This is a genomic window from Aeromonas sp. FDAARGOS 1416 (assembly GCF_019048085.1).
In the GTDB taxonomy this organism is placed as follows: domain Bacteria; phylum Pseudomonadota; class Gammaproteobacteria; order Enterobacterales; family Aeromonadaceae; genus Aeromonas; species Aeromonas veronii.
Map to the genome: position 1 here is coordinate 667,110 of NZ_CP077301.1, position 16,779 is coordinate 683,888.

The 16,779-nt window shown below is 61.2% G+C and carries 17 protein-coding genes; 9 read left to right on the forward strand and 8 right to left on the reverse strand.

Translation table 11 applies throughout. The features are described 5' to 3' along the window. The first annotated feature begins 1 nt into the window (after position 1). The 5 genes from I6L46_RS03040 to I6L46_RS03060 are packed head-to-tail and all read left to right on the forward strand — an operon-like array spanning position 2 to position 4,004. Positions 2-886, forward strand: a complete 885-nt coding sequence (locus I6L46_RS03040) for a type II secretion system F family protein (RefSeq protein ID WP_216963705.1) — start codon at positions 2-4, stop codon at positions 884-886. Positions 887-905: 19 nt separating this feature from the next. Continuing rightward, complete coding sequence (locus I6L46_RS03045) at positions 906-1,664, forward strand: lipopolysaccharide assembly protein LapB (RefSeq protein ID WP_216977369.1); 759 nt, start codon at positions 906-908, stop codon at positions 1,662-1,664. Continuing rightward, a complete protein-coding gene (locus I6L46_RS03050) occupies positions 1,661-2,134 on the forward strand; it encodes a TadE/TadG family type IV pilus assembly protein (RefSeq protein ID WP_124929812.1) in 474 nt (157 codons plus the stop codon). The genes I6L46_RS03045 and I6L46_RS03050 overlap by 4 nt, the downstream gene beginning before the upstream one ends. Continuing rightward, entirely contained in the window at positions 2,131-2,622 is a 492-nt protein-coding gene (locus I6L46_RS03055) for a hypothetical protein (RefSeq protein ID WP_042053982.1), read from the forward strand. Before I6L46_RS03050 ends, I6L46_RS03055 begins: the two co-directional genes overlap by 4 nt. After that, on the forward strand, positions 2,622-4,004 hold the full coding sequence (locus I6L46_RS03060) for a vWA domain-containing protein (protein WP_216977370.1): 1,383 nt from the start codon (positions 2,622-2,624) through the stop codon (positions 4,002-4,004). Before I6L46_RS03055 ends, I6L46_RS03060 begins: the two co-directional genes overlap by 1 nt. Positions 4,005-4,053: 49 nt before the next feature. Here the strand turns inward: I6L46_RS03060 and yiaY are convergent, their stop codons facing one another. After that, the gene (gene yiaY / locus I6L46_RS03065) at positions 4,054-5,205 is read right to left on the reverse strand and encodes an L-threonine dehydrogenase (RefSeq protein WP_216977371.1); all 1,152 of its coding nucleotides are present in this window, start codon (positions 5,203-5,205) and stop codon (positions 4,054-4,056) included. A 382-nt stretch (positions 5,206-5,587) separates the two neighbouring features. Here yiaY and udp point away from each other — a divergent pair, with 382 nt between their 5' ends. Beyond that, on the forward strand, positions 5,588-6,343 hold the full coding sequence (udp, locus tag I6L46_RS03070; protein ID WP_005337975.1) for a uridine phosphorylase: 756 nt from the start codon (positions 5,588-5,590) through the stop codon (positions 6,341-6,343). A gap of 167 nt (positions 6,344-6,510) precedes the next feature. Here the strand turns inward: udp and I6L46_RS03075 are convergent, their stop codons facing one another. Continuing rightward, the gene (locus I6L46_RS03075) at positions 6,511-7,206 is read right to left on the reverse strand and encodes an RluA family pseudouridine synthase (protein WP_216978001.1); all 696 of its coding nucleotides are present in this window, start codon (positions 7,204-7,206) and stop codon (positions 6,511-6,513) included. Between the two features lie 239 nt (positions 7,207-7,445). Between I6L46_RS03075 and rihA the strand changes: the two genes are divergently transcribed. Both rihA and I6L46_RS03085 read left to right on the forward strand, forming a co-directional pair. Then, positions 7,446-8,381, forward strand: coding sequence for a pyrimidine-specific ribonucleoside hydrolase RihA (gene rihA, locus I6L46_RS03080; RefSeq protein ID WP_216977372.1), 936 nt, complete (start codon positions 7,446-7,448; stop codon positions 8,379-8,381). Positions 8,382-8,414: 33 nt separating this feature from the next. Continuing rightward, positions 8,415-8,882, forward strand: a complete 468-nt coding sequence (locus tag I6L46_RS03085) for a hypothetical protein (RefSeq protein ID WP_005337958.1) — start codon at positions 8,415-8,417, stop codon at positions 8,880-8,882. Positions 8,883-9,068: 186 nt separating this feature from the next. On the opposite strand, the gene I6L46_RS03090 is transcribed toward I6L46_RS03085, so the two are convergent. The 3 genes from I6L46_RS03090 to I6L46_RS03100 all read right to left on the reverse strand — a co-directional run bounded on the left by I6L46_RS03090 (position 9,069) and on the right by I6L46_RS03100 (position 11,690). Further along, entirely contained in the window at positions 9,069-9,362 is a 294-nt protein-coding gene (locus I6L46_RS03090; protein ID WP_204827381.1) for a helix-turn-helix domain-containing protein, read from the reverse strand. Next, positions 9,362-9,892 (reverse strand): DUF1523 family protein, encoded by a 531-nt coding sequence (locus I6L46_RS03095; RefSeq protein WP_005337948.1) that lies wholly within the window; start codon positions 9,890-9,892, stop codon positions 9,362-9,364. Before I6L46_RS03095 ends, I6L46_RS03090 begins: the two co-directional genes overlap by 1 nt. A 175-nt stretch (positions 9,893-10,067) precedes the next feature. Continuing rightward, positions 10,068-11,690, reverse strand: coding sequence for a methyl-accepting chemotaxis protein (locus I6L46_RS03100; protein ID WP_216977373.1), 1,623 nt, complete (start codon positions 11,688-11,690; stop codon positions 10,068-10,070). 232 nt (positions 11,691-11,922) lie between these two features. Between I6L46_RS03100 and I6L46_RS03105 the strand changes: the two genes are divergently transcribed. After that, a complete protein-coding gene (locus tag I6L46_RS03105; RefSeq protein WP_216977374.1) occupies positions 11,923-12,555 on the forward strand; it encodes a LysE family translocator in 633 nt (210 codons plus the stop codon). A 73-nt stretch (positions 12,556-12,628) separates the two neighbouring features. On the opposite strand, the gene I6L46_RS03110 is transcribed toward I6L46_RS03105, so the two are convergent. The 3 genes from I6L46_RS03110 to I6L46_RS03120 are packed head-to-tail and all read right to left on the reverse strand — an operon-like array spanning position 12,629 to position 16,745. Further along, positions 12,629-13,837 (reverse strand): sodium:proton antiporter, encoded by a 1,209-nt coding sequence (locus I6L46_RS03110; protein ID WP_216977375.1) that lies wholly within the window; start codon positions 13,835-13,837, stop codon positions 12,629-12,631. A 32-nt stretch (positions 13,838-13,869) separates the two neighbouring features. Further along, positions 13,870-14,973, reverse strand: a complete 1,104-nt coding sequence (locus I6L46_RS03115; protein WP_216977376.1) for a beta-N-acetylglucosaminidase domain-containing protein — start codon at positions 14,971-14,973, stop codon at positions 13,870-13,872. Between the two features lie 44 nt (positions 14,974-15,017). Beyond that, the gene (locus tag I6L46_RS03120; RefSeq protein WP_041208372.1) at positions 15,018-16,745 is read right to left on the reverse strand and encodes a potassium/proton antiporter; all 1,728 of its coding nucleotides are present in this window, start codon (positions 16,743-16,745) and stop codon (positions 15,018-15,020) included. Positions 16,746-16,779 lie beyond the last annotated feature (34 nt).

Consider the following 16,779-nt stretch of genomic DNA (forward strand, 5'->3'; position numbering starts at 1 on the left):
CATGGCTGTTACCCAACTATTCGGATTGGCACTGCTGTCGCTTGCGCTTGCCGCTGTGACGGGCTGGTACGGTTACCGGCAACAACAACAGTGGCAACAACAGTGTCGCCGTTATGCCACTCTTGCCGCGGCAAAGGTGCCGGGGCGTGAGTGGCTGGCGTGGTGCGGCCGCGGTTATCCGGTGGGCGGCCGCGAGCAGGCACGTTTGCAGCAGTTACTGGCGCAAGCCGGGGTCTTTGCCAGCCAGGGTTTTGACCGGTTACGGGGTGCCAAGCTGCTGGGGGGGCTGGGGTTGGCCATCATGGTGCTGACATGGCGCCTGCTGGTTGCCCCGGCCGATGGATTCACCCTGATGTGGGTACTGATGGCCTATGTAGTAGGGGCCGGTTTGCCGGAGCGCTGGCTGCAATGGCGGGCCCGCAAGGTCAAGGCGGCTCAGCAGAAGGTGGTGCCTGATGCCATCGACCTGCTGGTGATCAGTGTCGAGGCGGGGCTTGCGCTGGATCGGGCGTTGCTGCGAGTAGGTCACTATCTGGAGGCGCTGGAGCCGGGGCTTGCCCGGCAATTCTTGCGTACCCATGCCGAGATCCAGATGCGCGGCGATCAGGCCAGCTGTCTGGCACGGCTTGCCTGGCGGACCGGTTTGCCCGAGCTGGATCGTCTCGCCAACACCTTGCAGATGGCTCAGCAGTACGGGTCGCCATTGGCCGAGACCATGCGCACCATCAGTCAGGAGGCGCGCCAGATGCGACGACTGGCACTGGAGGAGCAGGCAGGCTCCCTGCCGGGCAAGATCACCCTCATCCAGATGGCGCTCATCATGTTGCCCATGCTGGTGCTGATCATTGCCCCCACCCTCAATTTGTTGATCAACAGCCTGCGTTGAGCAGGTGATGGAATCGGATATGAAATCAAGCTATTACCTCATTTTTATCTCGCTGCTTCTGCTGGCGGGATGCAGCAGCCATGGTGATGTATCGGCACAGAGTCAAAGCAATGGCATGGCGGTGGCCAAGGCCGCTTTTGATTCTGCCCAGTATGAGAAGGCTGAACGCCTCTATCTGGCGCTCTTGAGCAGTGATGCCTCGCTGGAAGAGGCGCAGCTGATGCTGGCGCGAACCCGTTATCAGCAAGATAAAAAGCAGGCCGCGCGCGATGGCCTGCAACAGCTGCTCGACCGCGCTGGCAAGCAGGCACCGGAGGCGGCCAATTATCTGGGCAAGTTCCTGCTCGATGATGGGCGCACGGAGGAGGCCGCAACCGCTTATCGTCAAGGACTCGCTTTGCCGGAGCTGACACCGTTGGCACGGGCCCGGCTCAGCAACGGGCTGGGGGTAGCCAGTCTGCGGCAGGGGGCGTTTGCCAAAGGGCGAGCGCTGTTTGAGGCGGCGGTCGCCGCTGCTCCGGATGAGCCTGACTATCGCGGCAATCTGGCATTGGGCTGGTTGATGGAGGGTAACCGGGTCGCAGCTCGTCAGGCCTTCGAGCCGCTGCTGCATTATCAGAGCCTGCCACCCCAGGTGGAGATGAACTACGCCCTGCTGCTGCTGGCCGAGGGCAATGAACCTCAGGCTCGCCTCATCCTGTCGCGCTTTCTCAGTGCCAGCCAGCTGGAACACGATATCCGGCTGCTCAAGGCGCAACTCAGAGGGCAGTCTGTGTGAATCATCAGCGTGGCGTGGCCAGCATCGAACTGGTGATCATCTTGCCACTGCTGCTGGCGTTGTTGTTGCTGGTGGTGGATGTGCTGCGGATACAGCTGCAATACAGCACCCTGGAGTATGGCCTGCGCGCTGCATTGCGGGAGCTGCAGGCCGAGTCGGCCGCTGGGCGTATCCCCTTGGCTGGCGCTATTCGGGAGCGGTTACTCAAGCAAGGGCACGGTGAATTGGCCGGGGTGGAGGTGACTGTCAGGCATCATGTGTCACTTGCAGCCATGTTGGGGCAACAAGAGGGAGGGCAGGATCCGGGCAGTGACACCCGTGCGCCTGCCGATCCCGTGCTGGAGGTGACTGCCAGACTTCGCCCCCGTTTGCTGCTGACCCCGAGCTGGCTGGTGGCCGATCGCCAGCTGGGTTATCAGAGCACCTTGTTGTTGCTGACTGACCGGTTGCCGGCGGGTGGTGCTGGATGAGCAGAACCATCTCTCGACCCGCACAAAACAGAGGGAGCATCAGCATCGAGGCGATGCTGTTTATCCCCGCGCTGTTGGCCCTGCTCAGTTTTGGCAACGAGGCATTGCAACTGCTGCGCCTTGAACAGCGGTTGCACAATGTGGCCTATAACGTGACTCAGATCGTGACCCAGCAAGGGGTCACGCAGGATGCGGCGGCAGTTTCCCAGCTGGCGTTTTATCAAGGATTTGTGCAGCAGCAACTGGCGGCTCTGCATGGTGGGCAAGCGGCGTTGACCATAGAGCAGTACAACAGCGCCAGTGGTGAACTGTTGCCGCTGTTGCAGGGAAGTGGCTGTGCCGGGCAGGGCAATTGGCCGCCGCTGCGGGTTGGCACCTTGATGCGGGTGACCCTTTGCTATCGTCCGGATTTGGAAGGGGGGGGCATGTTTCGCCGCCTGTGGGGCGATCGTGCGTTGACCACCCACTTTATTCAGGAGATCCACTGATGCCACTATTGTCTGAACAGCGTGGCGGCTTATCTCCGGCATTCGCATTGATGCTGGTCGGGGTATTGGCGCTGACCGGGGTCGCCATCGAGCTGGTGCGCGGTTACAACGGCCAGAGTCTGCTCAGCGCCGCTGCCGATGCAGTCATCTACTCTGCGGCAGATAGCGATACAGCCTTGCAAGATGCCCAGGCGCTGATGCAGGCCAATCTGAGCGGGCGTAACCTGCAGGTGGCTACTCCCCGCCTGAACCAGGGAGAGCAGGGGGCGCAAGTGATCTTGCAGGGAAAAGTGCCCGCTCTGATGGATCTCTCGGCGATAGATGAAGGGGAGGAGGGGATGCCGATTGCGGCGGCTGCGCGTGCCAGCAGTGCACGAAGCCGGATCGAAGTCGCGCTGGTGCTGGATATTTCCGATTCCATGTCAGGTGCACCCATGAAGGCGATCAAGCAGGGCCTTGTCGAGTTTGGCGAGGTGCTGTTTGGTCGCGAGCGGCGCAATCAGGATCGGGTGGTCAGCATCATTCCCGCCACCGGGTTGGTCAATATCGGCGATCATCCCGAGCTGTTTCATCCCGAAAGCATCGAAATTCCCTTCGGGTTGCGGACGCTGGCAGAGGAGCGTGGTTGGCTCAATCTGTTGTCGCGAGAGGTGCCAGGGCGTCAACGCAAGGCATTCTGTGCCAGATTGCCGGAACATGTTGATGGTATCGATCGGGTGGCAGAAGTCACACCCGGCTGGATCCGCAAACTGGAGCAGGCCCCGCGGGATGAACTGCGGCCCCATCTTTTTTACAGCACCAAGCCTCCCCCCATTGCCAGTTATGGCGATGGGACGCCCTTGCTGGCCTTTGCGCCAAAAGAAAATCCGCTGGATCGCTATCTGGAGAACCGCCGTGACAAGCTCGGCATCTTCGATGATCCTGATTGCGGGGTGAGCCCCATTCAGGCGCACCTGTCGACCCGTGCCGACTATCGTCAGGCGCTTGATACCCTCTATGCCGCATTCAATACCAACACGGCAGAGGGGGTGATGTGGGGTTGGCGGCTGCTTTCACCAGAGTGGCAGGGGCGCTGGCGGCAGGGGGCGGCAGCTTTGCCGCGCCCATATGGGTTACAGGATAACCGCAAGATCATGGTGCTGTTTTCCGATGGGGAACACATGACCGAAGCGGCATTGCGGGATCGCAAGCAGTTGCTGTTATGCCGGGAGATGAAACGCAAGGGGATCCAGATCTACACGGTGGCGTTCGAAGGGGATACCCGTTTCGTGGCCCAGTGTGCCAGTGATCGCTCCCTGGCCTTCAAAGCAACCAAAAGCAATATTCGTACTGTACTGACCCGGTTGGCGAGCTCCATCAACGATGTCGTGTTGACGAAATAATGCAAAGAGGGGCCTGATCGGCCCCTCGCTATTCAAGGTGTTAACAGGGTCACATCGCCGCGCGGAAGATGGCGACGATCTCTTCGTGGCTCGCCTGTTTCGGGTTGGTGAAGCCGCAGGCATCTTTCAGGGCGTTGCTGGCCAGGGTATCGAAGTCATCGGCCTTGACGCCGAGCTGCTCCAGACCGACCGGGATCTTCACATCCAGCGCCAGCTGCTTGATGGCAGCAATGGCAGCGGCGGCGCCCTGCTCGTCGTTCATGGCGCTCACATCCACCCCCATGTAGCGGGCGACATCCTTCAGACGAGCCGCGCTCACCTGGGCGTTGAACGCCTGAACGTGGGGCAGCAGCACGGCGTTGCAGACACCGTGGGGCAGGTCATAGAAGCCGCCCAGCTGGTGGGCCATGGCGTGCACATAGCCCAGGCTTGCGTTGTTGAAGGCCATGCCGGCCAGGAACTGGGCATAGGCCATCTGCTCGCGGGCGTGCAGATCATCGCCGTGGTGAACGGCGGTGCGCAGGTGCTTGGCGATCAGCTCGATGGCCATCACGGCGCTGGCATCGGTCACCGGGGTGGCGATGGTGGAGACATAGGCTTCGATGGCGTGGGTCAGAGCATCCATACCGGTGGCAGCGGTGAGGCCGGCCGGCTTGGCCAGCATCAGCTCGGGATCGTTGACCGACATCAGCGGGGTAACATGCTTGTCGATGATGGCCATTTTCACATGGCGCGCTTCGTCGGTGATGATGCAGAAGCGGGTCATCTCGGAGGCGGTACCGGCGGTGGTGTTGATGGCGATAAGCGGCAACTGCGGCTTGGCGGATCGATCCACCCCTTCGTAATCCTTGATGCTGCCACCGTTGGCGGCGACCAGCGCAATGCCCTTGGCGCAGTCGTGAGGCGAGCCGCCACCCAGCGAGATGACGCAGTCGCAGCCGTTGGTCTTGATCATGGTCAGACCCGCTTCGACGTTGCTGGTAGTGGGGTTGGGTTTGGTCTCATCGAAAACAACGCTTTCAATGCCATGTTCAGCCAGCAGGGTGGTGAGCTTGGCGACCACGCCGATCTGGTTGAGGATTTTGTCGGTGACGATCAGCGCCTTGCGATAGCCGTAACCCTTGATATCGGCGGCGGCCTCTTGCAGACAGCCGGCACCCATCAGGTTGATTGCAGGAATATAGAACTTGAATGTAGCCATGATGGACTCCCTATAGTTAGCCATTAAGTGGTAATTGGCTGCCACGTTACCATCTTGCGGGGGATGCAAAAGCATCTGTTTTGCAACTTTACGGGGGCGATCACGGGACATTAATTAAGCGTTGAACCGGGCTTGACTTTCCCTGTTACATCCCGATTCCCTGAAAAACGTTTTTCAATTAATTCATCAGGTTAGAAAACGTTTTGCCTGCTCTTTGATGTTGTCAATGCGTGGAAGTGTGAGGCGCTTCAAGGAATTGGAAAGCGCTTTCGACCATAGTTGGCGCCTCCCCGAAGAGGGGGGTAAAGGCTTGAAAGTATCATAAAGAATCATCTTAATTTGCGTCCTGACCATGCTGGCAGGGGGCAACCAGGAGTCCAATATGTCTGATGTATTTCACTTGGGTTTGAAGAAAGCGGATCTGCAAGGCGCCACCCTGGCGATCGTCCCCGGTGACCCCGAGCGTGTAAAGCGTATCGCAGAGCTGTTGGATAACCCGGTACACCTGGCCAGCCATCGTGAATTCACTACCTGGCGTGGCGAGATGGACGGCAAGGCCGTGATCATCTGCTCTACCGGTATCGGTGGCCCGTCCACCTCCATCGCAGTGGAAGAGCTGGCCCAGCTGGGTATCCGCACCTTCCTGCGCATCGGCACCACCGGCGCCATCCAGCCGCACCTGAACGTGGGTGACGTGATCGTGACCACAGGCTCCGTGCGCCTCGACGGTGCCAGCCTGCACTTCGCACCGATGGAGTTCCCGGCTGTTGCCGACTTCGACTGCACCACCGCGCTGGTCAACACCGCCAAAGAGATGGGCTCCAAGCTGCACATCGGTGTGACTGCCTCCTCCGACACCTTCTACCCGGGTCAGGAGCGTTACGACACCGTATCCGGCCGCGTAGTGAGCCGTTTCCAGGGTTCCATGAAAGAGTGGCAAGCCATGGGCGTGCTGAACTATGAGATGGAATCTGCAACCCTGCTGACCATGTGCTCCAGCCAGGGCCTGCGTGCCGGTATGGTGGCTGGCGTTATCGTCAACCGTACCCAGCAAGAGATCCCGAACGCCGAAACCATGGCGAAGACCGAATCTGATGCCATCAAGATCGTACTGGGCGCTGCCCGCAAGCTGATCTGATAGCCCTCTTTGTAACAAAGAGTACCGAGTGGGGGGTGGGGGCCGTCGCGAAAGCGCGGCCCCTATCTTTATCCGCCGTTTACCGCCTTTCCTCTCTCGTCACGCCTTTCACTGATCCCGCCGCACTCGCGCTAGTTGTCTCTGCGGGCTGCCTCTACCTATTGCCCCTAAAAAGGCGCGGCACAGCGGATCTGCATCGGCTCGCCGCTCACCGGATGAGCAAAATCCAGCTCGCTGGCATGCAGCATCAGCCGCGGCGCCTGTTCGCAGCCGGGTTGCAGCAGGCCGCCATAGAGATCGCAGCCGAGAATGGGGTGGCCCAGCAGCTGGCTGTGAATGCGCAGCTGATGGGTGCGGCCGGTCTCCGGCACCAGCCTTACCCGAGTCAGTGGCACGGTCTGTCCCTGCATCTGCAACTCCAGCCGCTCAATCACCCGATAGCGGGAGCGGGCGGGTTTGCCGCTGGCGGCGCAGATCTTCATCAGCGGAAAGAGGGCCGGATCCTTGGCGATGGGGGCGTCGATAACCCCTTCGTCGTCAATCAAATGACCGCAGAGCAGGGCGCTGTAGACCTTGCTCACCGCCCGCTGGCTGAACTGCTGGCAGAGCAGGGCATTGATGGCCTTGTTTCTGGCCACCACCATGATGCCTGAGGTGCCAAAATCTAGGCGATGCACCAGGGTGCAGCCAGGGAAATCCTGTACCAGTCGATAATGCACCGAGTCGAGGTTCTGCGGATTCTTGCCCGAGAGGCTCAGCAGGCCGCTCGGCTTGTTGATGAGCAGCAGGTGCTCATCTTCGAACAGGGTCTCGATGGCGGCATTGCAGGGCGGGGCGATAAAGGTGTCGACGATAACGGACATAGGGGGCACAGGCAGAAAACGGGGGGTCATCATACCCAAGTGGCGGGTAAGGCGCGAATCGGCGTAGCGGATACGCTCGCCACACCATCCCCTCATTGCGACCTGCTACTGGCGAGCCGTGACAGTGCGAAGGTAACTGATTGAAAAAAATCAGGAACCGTTTTGTGACCCCCTCCCGAGTTCAGCCGCTGCGAGCTTGCTAAGGTAGGGCTCCCTTTGATGTTGTAAGGAGTCTCTCCATGGCACTGCCCGTTATTCTCGATTGTGATCCCGGCCACGACGACGCCATCGCCCTTATTCTGGCGCTGGCCAGCCCAGAACTTGACGTGTTGGCAGTTACCACCAGCGCGGGCAACCAGACGCCGGACAAGACCCTCAACAATGCCCTGCGCATCCTCACCTTGCTGGGGCGGGACGATATTCCGGTGGCGGCGGGGGCGCCGAAACCGCTGGCCCGCGAGCTGATCATCGCCGACAACGTCCATGGCGAGTCGGGCCTCGATGGCCCCAAGTTGCCGGATCCCGCCTTTGCACCGCAGGGGATGACGGGGATCGAGCTGATGGCCAAATGTCTGCGCGAGAGCGCGGAGCCCGTGACTCTGGTGCCGACCGGCCCGCTCACCAATATCGCCCTGCTGCTGGCGGCTCACCCGGAACTAAAGGGCAAGATCGCCCGCATCGTATTGATGGGGGGCGCCGCAGGGGCTGGCAACTGGACGCCGGCGGCGGAATTCAATATTTATGTGGACCCGGAAGCGGCCGATATGGTGTTCAAGTCGGGCATCCCAATTACCATGTGCGGCCTCGATGTGACCCACGAGGCGCTGGTGATGGATGAGGATATCGAACGGGTGCGCGCCATCACCAACCCGGTGGCCCAGTGCGTGGCCGGGTTGCTCGACTTTTTCATGATCTACCATCGGGATCCCAAGTGGGGATTTGCTGGTGCGCCGCTCCACGACCCCTGTACCATTGCCTGGTTGCTGGCTCCCGAGTTGTTCCACGGGGTCGAGTGCCGGGTCGATATCGAGACCAGAGGGGGGCATACCGTGGGGATGACGGTGGTGGATCGTTATGGCCTGACTGGCAAGCCAGCCAATGCGCTGGTGCTGCTGGGGCTGGATCGTCCGGGCTTTATCGATCTGCTGGTGACGCGACTGCGGGCGTTTGACTGAGCGCCGGTTCATTTTTGCAAGAAGGGGCGGGGAATGTGGAAGAGAGGCTTGGTGCTGCTGGCCGGGTTGCAACTGACAGGCTGTGCGACGCCATTCGAGCGGATGTGGCAGGGGCTGGCGACCTGTGAATTTACCGATCTCTATGTAGATGAGACGGGCAGGCCCGCCAATCTACAACTGGCCAACTACACCCCCTACAAGGTGAGCGACGGCTTTGCCTGGTACAAGGTGCACGAGGAGCTACACGGCTTGCCGGTGGTCGGCTTTATCGTGCCCGCTTCCAGCTTCGAAGTGCATGCTCTCTTTGTCGATACTCCCATCGCCAATGCCCGCCGGTTGACCCACAACGCCTACGGCAGCGAGTTTGGCGACGAGCAGAAGCATGACGAGGGGTTGGCGCCCCTGCTGCTGCGCGATCCCAACAACCCCAAGCGCTCCATCATCGACTGCACCCGCGGTGAGTCAGACGGGGAGCTTGAGGATTCGGCCATGCCCGAGTAGGGCCACCTGTCACGCCATCGGCCTGAAAAAAGAGGGGACAGTCTTGTCGGCTGGCCCCTCTTTTTTATTGTTGCTTAGCGCCCTAATCAGGGATAGCTCAGCGTCTCCTTGATAAGAGGCAGCTGGGCCTTGATCCATGCCGGATTGCAATAGGTTCCCCAGTCGCAGGCCTGACTCGACATCATTTCAGGGATAGCTCAACGTCTCTTTGATAAGCGGCAGTTGAGCCTTGATCCACGCTGGGTTGATGGGCCCCCAGTCGCTGATGCGGTAGTGCCCCTGCAGGTGGCGAGCCCCCTCGGTCTGCTCGAAGGCGCAGCTGATATCGAGTTCGGCCAGCGCGCTCAAGGTATCTTGCGCGGTGCGGCGCGGCATGCCGGTCGCCTCCATGATGGCAGGTACCGTATCCGTGCCCTGGCTGATCAGCCAGGCCACGTAGAGGCGGCGGTAGAAACTGGTGCGGGTCTTGCTCGGCTCCATCAGATCTCATCCTCAAGACGATCGAAGTAGCGCCAGGTTGCGATGGCTGCCTTGCCCATCACCAGTGCCCAGAGGCCGAACCAGAACCAGCGGAAGAAGCTCCAGGTGGAGGCGTCAGGCTCTGTGCTCTCGATCTTGGTGACGTTGGGGAACATGGAGAACATGTTCACGCGCCAGCCGTAGGAGGTGATGATGGCCAGGCGTTTCTCGAACTCCATCGACTTGGCCTTGGCCTGGACGTCGGCGGCGTTGAACTTGAAGTAGAAGGGCCAGCCCCACTCGGTATCTTCATTGCGAAACACCCGGATCTTCTCGCCGGGGCGCTCGGTGTAGATGTAATAGACGTCGGTGGTGGGGCCGTCAGCCGGGTTCTTCTGGCTGATAGGGCCATCCTTGTCGGTACGCTTCACCTCGACCCCGGTGATGGTGGCGATGGTGTGCTCCGGCAGGTAGTAGTCGAGCCAGGCGGCGGAAATGAGGGCGATGAGCCCCAAGGCGATAAAAGCGGGTTTCTTGAATCTCAGGCTCATGGTGTTCTCACGTGAGGGGGAGTGACGTGCCTCTACCATACTCACATTTGCCCCCTCAGCCCAGCCCCTTATGGCACCAACGGCCAAAAAATGGCGTTTAAAACAGAGACAAAGCCATTGCTCCATCAACAAGAAAGGCCCTTGCGGGCCTTTTTGTCTGGTTCACTTTGTGCGCTTACAGCTGGAATTGGGCCAGCTGTTTGCGTTGCTGCTCGGCGAGCTGGGAGAGTTCGTTGCTGGCACTGGCGCTCTGGCTGATGCCAGCGGAGCTCTGGCTCACGATCTCGTGAATATTGGTGATATTGCGGTTGATGTCGGCGGTAACGCAGGACTGCTCCTCGGCGGCGGTAGCGACCTGGGCGTTGGCGTCGTTGATCTGGCGCACGGCACCGGTAATGCCGCTTAGCAGATCCTGCACCTGAGCCGACAAGCGCTGGTTATGGCTGAGGATCTCCAGCGTCTCCTGTACGCCGTTGTTGGCGGATTGGGACTGGCTCTGCAGCCGCTCGATGATGGCCTGGATCTCCTTGGTGGAGTCCTGGGTACGGGCCGCCAGCATTCTCACTTCGTCGGCCACCACCGCAAAACCACGACCCGTTTCACCGGCACGGGCCGCTTCGATGGCGGCATTGAGCGCCAGCAGGTTGGTCTGCTCGGAGATCCCCTGAATCACTTCAATTACCTTGCCGATCTGCTCGGACTGGGATTTGAGCTGGGCCACGATGGCGGCGGCATCTTCCAGACTGCCCGCCATCCGGCTGTTGGCGGCGATGCTTTCGGTAAAGAGGGCGAGCCCCTGTTCGACCCGGCCATTGGCATCCCGCGCCAGCTCGTCGGCGATGGCTGCATTGTGGTTGACGTTGTCAGCGGTGCTGGAGAGTTCGGTTACGGCGGAGGCGACCTGTTCGATCTCGCTGTGCTGCTGCTTTGCATTGACCTCGGACTGGGTCATCACGGCGGCCAGCTCGGTAGCGGCGGAGGCGACGCTGTTGCTGATCCCGGTCAGGTTCTCGATGGTGCTACCAAGTTGCCCCAGAGTGAGGTTGATATCTTTGGCCAGACGGGTCAGCTCGTTGTTGCCCTCCGCTTTGGCGCGAACGTTGAAGCGCCCTTGCGCCACGGCGTGCATCACCTCTTGCAACTGACCGATGGGGCTGACGATGCGACCGGAGAGGACCCAGCCGCAGATCAGCGCCGCCAGCAGGGTACCGGCGGTGAGCAGCAGGGTACGCAGCAGGGTGGCGTCGTAGTGGGCCTGCTCTTCGGCCAGCTCTTGCTGGATCAGCTGGTTGATGTGGGCGGACATGCTGTCGATCTGCTTGATCAGCTGTTCACCCAGCTCGCGGAAATGGAGGCGAGCCGCCTCGTAGGCGACCGGATCGCCGCCACCCTGATGTTTTTGCGCCAGCAGCGGCAGCATGTTGCTGCGGGTATGGTTGAGGTAGGCCTGCAGAGCGGCAGCGACCTGACGGTTATTCTGCTCGGCACCGGGAAGCACCAGACGGCCGAGGATGGCGTTGATCTCCTGCTCGGCGCTGTTGAGGTTTGCGGGCAGTGCGGCAAACAGCTTGGCATCGTAGAGGCCATAGATGGCGCTGGTGCGCAGCCGGTAGGTGGCGTGGATCAGTTTGGCAATATCGTCCTTGTGCTGGACCACGGTCTGGGTCGTCTCATCTATGTCATTGATGGCTTCATCCAGACCCTGTTTGCTGATGGCGATCATCACCATCATCAGCAGGCTGGCCAGCAGCAAAGGTATCAAGACCTGGACACGTATTGATAGATTATTCAATGACATAAATGGCTCTAATCCGGAATTGGAGGAGCCGACATATTACACATGCACGTCAGGAGCTGTCACAGGCTTTTATTGCTGAAATGTGCTGAAGAAAAGGTTTTTTCTTGTGAGAAAGGAGCCATTTAGGCATGATTGAGCGCTTTATCCCCTGAATATGTGGTACAACTGGCTGGATTGTGTCAATCCTGTCCCGTTTTCGTGATTTCCCGCTCTCGTCATATGGAGGTGTGTTGTGTCCAGCTGGATCGATCCGGCCATTCTGGCTCTGTTTATCCCGACCTTTTTCTTTGTCTCGGTGACCCCCGGCATGTGCATGACCCTGTCGATGACCCTGGGGATGAGCCTGGGGGTGCGCCGAACCCTGCACATGATGTGGGGGGAGCTGATCGGGGTCGGGCTGGTCTCGGTGCTGTCGGTGATCGGGGTGGCTGCCATCATGCTCAACTATCCGGAGATCTTCGCCGCCTTCAAATATGTGGGGGGCGCTTATCTGGTGTGGCTCGGCATCCAGATGTGGCAGGCCAAGGGGAAGATGGCCATTCCGGCGGATCTCTCGGCCGGTCAGCAGACCAGCGCCATGGGGCTGGCGCTGCAGGGCTTTGTCACCGCCATCGCCAATCCCAAGGGGTGGGCCTTCATGATCTCCCTGCTGCCCCCCTTTATCTCTGCCGACAAGCCGATGGCGCCGCAGATCAGCGCGCTGGTGGCGCTGATCCTGGTCATCGAGTTCTCCTGTCTGCTGCTCTACGCCAGCGGTGGCCGCACCCTGCGCCACTTCCTTGCCAAGAGCGGCAATGTCACCCTGATGAACCGCATCGCCGGTACCCTGATGCTGGGGGTGGGGGTCTGGCTGGCGCTCGGGTAAGAGCTGTCAGTGACTCTCGCCACAAAAGAAAAATGCCACCGGTCGGTGGCATTTTTAATGGGCGCAGGGTGGCTCAGCGAGGCTTGAAACGCTCGACCCAGGGGTTGGCGGTGAGGCCGTGCAGGATGACGCTCAATATGATGGTGCAGAGCACGGTGGCGATGATGGGGCGCTGGCCAATCAGGGCAGGCTCGTTTTGCAGCACCATCACCGCAAAGACGATGCTGGCAAGGCCCCGCGGCCCGAACCAGCCGATAAAGAGCTTGAGTTCGGGCTTGAGGCCGGTGCCGATGAGGCTCAGCCAAACCGGCACCATCCGCAGCAGGGTAAGGCTGGCGGTGGCATAGAGCCAGTATTGCCAGTGCAGCAGCTCGGGCAGAATGGGCATCAGGGTCGCGCCAAATACCATCCAGATCACCACGGAGAGCAGGTCGCCGTAGCCTTCGCAGCTGTCCATATAGGCGTGCTTGTGCTCGCCGAGGCGGTGGCCGATAAAGAGGCCACCGACAAAGGCGGCGATAAAGCCGCTGCCCCCCAGGGTTTGTGCCAGCGCAAAGCAGAGCAGGGCCAGCCCCGGCATGGTGAGCTGGCGCCAGAGCGGCAGTTGCCAGCCGTTGAGATAGGAGATTTTCAGTAGCCGTATGGTGAGGCTGGTCAGTACAAAGGCGACCAGCAGGCCAATGCCGATCTCCTCCAGCATCAGGGTGATGGCCAGCGTCGCTGTGCCTGCGTGCTGCTCGGTGGGGGCGATAAGGGCCAGCAGCAGAAGCAGCACCGGTACGCAGATGCCGTCGTTGAGGCCGCTCTCCTGATTGAGCCCTTCACGCACCGGTGCCGGCACCGCGGGGTTGCTTACCACCGCCTTGCCGAGCGCCGCATCGGTGGGGGCAAGAATGGTGGAGAGGATGGCCATCTCCAGCAGTGGCAAGTCGGGGAAGATCCAGTGGCCAAACAGGGCGCCACAGAGCAGGGTGAGGGGCAGGCCAATCAGCAGCAGCCGGATGGGGAGTTGGCGGTTGGTCAGCAATACCTGCCAGTTGGTGTTGGCGGCATCGTTGAACAGCACGATGACCAGCGTCAGCTCGGCCAGCAGCTTGATGCCGGCGCTGTCGATGGAGAGGGAGAGCAGCTCAAGCCCTCCCGGCCCCAGTAGCCAGCCGGTCAGCAGAAATAGCAGAGGGCCGTTGACCAGCTTTGACTCGAAGCGCCCCGCGATCAGACTGTAGATCAGCAAGAAGGCGGCGATCACCGCCAGATTCTGGTAAAGCTGGTGTGCATCCATACAACCTCCTTTCTGCCCCCCGCAGGGGCGGTTTAATCGGTCAGGCAGTCCGGGTCGAACACATACTCGCCGTCCAGCCAGCGCACGATTTCATCGACGCATGTCTGATCGCGAAACGGCAGGTAGCGCGCCTTGAGGGCGGCAATCTGCTCGGGAGTGAGCTGGGCCAGCCCCAGATCCTGAAACAGCGGCAGGTCGGCCTCAATCATCGCCGAGATCTGCGGGCCACAGGTGGCGTTGAGGGAGGCGTGCAGCGCCTTGTCGGGATCATACTGCTTGCCGAGCTTGTAGCTCATCGGCAGGGTGGCGAGCGGCAGGGCGGAGAGCGCCGCCTGCTTCATCGGGTTGACCGCGTGGCCGGAGAGCAGCTCCGCCAGCTCGGCGGGGCGGTTCTCGAAGGCACGCAGATAGAGATAGCTGCTCGCCTTGCTGCCATCGTTGACCGGGTAGTTGTCCCACAGGAAGGGCTTGCGGCCGAGCAGCTCGGTCACCTGCTTGAGGTGTACCGCCGGATACTCGGTCGAGCAGACCTTGGGGCCGGTCCAGAAGATCTCGAAGCGGCGGTCGAGCTGCTCGCCAATCTCCTCCAGATAGCGCGGTGGCATGGCGCCGAACACCTTCTCCAGCACCGGATCGGTCGAGTAGTAGCTGGGGCAGAAGATGAGGCGGCTCGCCTTGCTGTGGGCCGCAATGTCGTGGGCGATGGTGAGCTGGTGCCGGGCCAGGTCCGGGGTATCCCCCTTCATGTCGTCAAACAGCACTGCCAGAATGTCGGGTTGCAGCACTTCGTCGATAAGGCGCACCTTCTCGAGCAGCGCCGGGCGCTTGCGATCATAGTCGTGATGCGCCCCCATGGGGCTCAAGCCCACCCCGAAGGCGAGGCCGTTGGCGCGGCACTGGCGCGCCAGTTCGGCGAGATCCGCCAACTGCTGCTCGGGCCAGGGGAGGGCCCAGTGTTTGCGCAGATAGCCATCCTCTTTCGGGGCGTAGATATAGAAGCCGTAGCCGTGGCGCGGCAGCCACTGGGCGTAGCGGGCACGGGCCTGCCAGCTCCATCCCTTGCCAAAAAAGCCCTCGATCACCCCCAGATTGGCAGAGGGGGGCAGCAGACCGGACTGCAAACTCTGATATGGCATAACTCTCTCCCTTCTTGCTGGGGGACTTGATACGGGCCGGTCGTCTAGACCGGATCCTCTTCCTGAAAACGAACCCCGATCTTGACGGGAATGCTCTCATCCATTTCGGCCACGGTCCAGATCAGGCCCTGCCACTCGATGTTGTCACCGACTACCAGATTATCGCCAAGCTGGCTGGCAATAAAATCGCCCAGTGTCTGATCCGCCACCTCGCTCACATCCAGCCCGTAGATAGGGGCGAGATCCACCAGTCGCGCCGCGGCATCCAGCTGGAAGTCACCGAAGAAGCGCGGGCCGAGATCCTGCTCCGGCGCTTGGCTAAAGAGCTGGCCAAGGGCAGGCAGATCGCGCTCGTGGCCGATGACGCAGAGGATATCGTCCGCCTGCAGGCAGGTACTGCCCGAGGGGTGGAGCAGCTCGCGGCCGCGAAACAGGGCGCTGACCCGGGTGCCGGCAGGCATGCGCAGATCCCGCAGCGGCGAGCCGATGCACCACTTCTCTTCCCCCAGCTGGTAGACGAAGGTCTCCCACTGGCTGTCGAGATCGATCTCGAGCCCCGAGCGATTGATGGGGGACGGCGGTGCCGGTACTTCGACCCGCGCCAGTTTTGAGGCCAGCGGCAGCGAGCTGCCCTGCAAAATCAGCGAGACCAGCACCACGAAGAAGGCGACGTTGAAGTAGAGCTGGGCGTTGGGCAGCCCCGCCATCATGGGGAAGACCGCCAGAATGATGGGCACCGCGCCGCGCAGGCCAACCCAGGAGATAAACCAGCGTTCGCGCGGGGCGAAGTTCTTGAACGGCAGCAGCCCGATCCAGACCGAGATGGGGCGGGCAAACAGGATCATCCACATCGCCAGCGCCAGCGCTGGCAGGGCGATGGGCAGCAGCTTGTGGGGCGAGGCGAGCAGCCCCAGCACCAGAAACATGCCGATCTGGCTGAGCCAGGTCAGGCCGTCCAGCACCGACAAGGTGGTGCTGCGACTGCGCAGGGAGAGGTTGCCGAGCAACAGACCTGTGAGATAGATGGCAAGGATGCCGCTGCCACCGACCGCCGTGGTGAGGGCGAAGATGAGCAGGCCGCCGCTCACGGTGAGCAGCGGGTAGAGACCCGGTGCCAGGCGGGCGGTGTTGATCAGCCGCCATAGCAGCCAGCCACCGGCAAGGCCGATCCCGGCACCAAGGCCGAACTGTTTGATGAGCTGCAGCAGCAGAAAACCGGCGTTGAGATCCTGCTGGCTGCTGGCCAGCACCTCGATCAGGGTGACGGTGAGAAAGACCGCCATGGGATCGTTGCTGCCCGACTCTATCTCCAGCGTCGCGCTCACCCGCTCGTTGAGGCTGCGCCCGCCGAGCAGGGAGAAGACCGCTGCCGCATCGGTGGAGCCGACGATGGCGCCGATCAGCATCCCCTGCATCAGGTTGAGGTCAAACAGCCAGGCGGCGGCGAGCCCCGTCAGGCCGGTGGTGATGGCTACCCCGACCGTCGCCAGCGACAGGGCTGGCCAGAGCGCCACCCGGAACGAGGAGACCCGGGTGCGCATGCCGCCGTCGAGCAGGATGATGGCCAGCGCCAGGTTGCCCACCAGATAGGCGATGGAGTAGTCGGCGAAGTGGATGCCGCCGGGGCCATCTTCCCCCGCCAGCATACCGACGGCGAGGAAGATGACCAGAATGGGAATACCGAGACGGGAAGAGAGCGCACTTAGCAGGACACTGGCTCCAACCAACAGGGCACCGACAAAAAAGAAACTGTTGATGGTCACTGCATCCAAGGGCGAACTCCTTTCTGACTAACGGAAAAGTAGG

Bases quoted from the DNA above. Each gene is read 5' to 3' on its own strand.
- yiaY (WP_216977371.1), bottom strand. From the start codon at position 5,205: ATGGCTACATTCAAGTTCTATATTCCTGCAATCAACCTGATGGGTGCC.
- I6L46_RS03110 (WP_216977375.1), bottom strand. From the start codon at position 13,837: ATGGATGCACACCAGCTTTACCAGAATCTGGCGGTGATCGCCGCCTTC.
- udp (WP_005337975.1), top strand. From the start codon at position 5,588: ATGTCTGATGTATTTCACTTGGGTTTGAAGAAAGCGGATCTGCAAGGC.
- I6L46_RS03115 (WP_216977376.1), bottom strand. From the start codon at position 14,973: ATGCCATATCAGAGTTTGCAGTCCGGTCTGCTGCCCCCCTCTGCCAAT.
- rihA (WP_216977372.1), top strand. From the start codon at position 7,446: ATGGCACTGCCCGTTATTCTCGATTGTGATCCCGGCCACGACGACGCC.
- I6L46_RS03095 (WP_005337948.1), bottom strand. From the start codon at position 9,892: ATGAGCCTGAGATTCAAGAAACCCGCTTTTATCGCCTTGGGGCTCATC.
- I6L46_RS03055 (WP_042053982.1), top strand. From the start codon at position 2,131: ATGAGCAGAACCATCTCTCGACCCGCACAAAACAGAGGGAGCATCAGC.
- I6L46_RS03045 (WP_216977369.1), top strand. From the start codon at position 906: ATGAAATCAAGCTATTACCTCATTTTTATCTCGCTGCTTCTGCTGGCG.
- I6L46_RS03040 (WP_216963705.1), top strand. From the start codon at position 2: ATGGCTGTTACCCAACTATTCGGATTGGCACTGCTGTCGCTTGCGCTT.
- I6L46_RS03075 (WP_216978001.1), bottom strand. From the start codon at position 7,206: ATGTCCGTTATCGTCGACACCTTTATCGCCCCGCCCTGCAATGCCGCC.
- I6L46_RS03060 (WP_216977370.1), top strand. From the start codon at position 2,622: ATGCCACTATTGTCTGAACAGCGTGGCGGCTTATCTCCGGCATTCGCA.
- I6L46_RS03090 (WP_204827381.1), bottom strand. From the start codon at position 9,362: ATGGAGCCGAGCAAGACCCGCACCAGTTTCTACCGCCGCCTCTACGTG.
- I6L46_RS03100 (WP_216977373.1), bottom strand. From the start codon at position 11,690: ATGTCATTGAATAATCTATCAATACGTGTCCAGGTCTTGATACCTTTG.
- I6L46_RS03085 (WP_005337958.1), top strand. From the start codon at position 8,415: ATGTGGAAGAGAGGCTTGGTGCTGCTGGCCGGGTTGCAACTGACAGGC.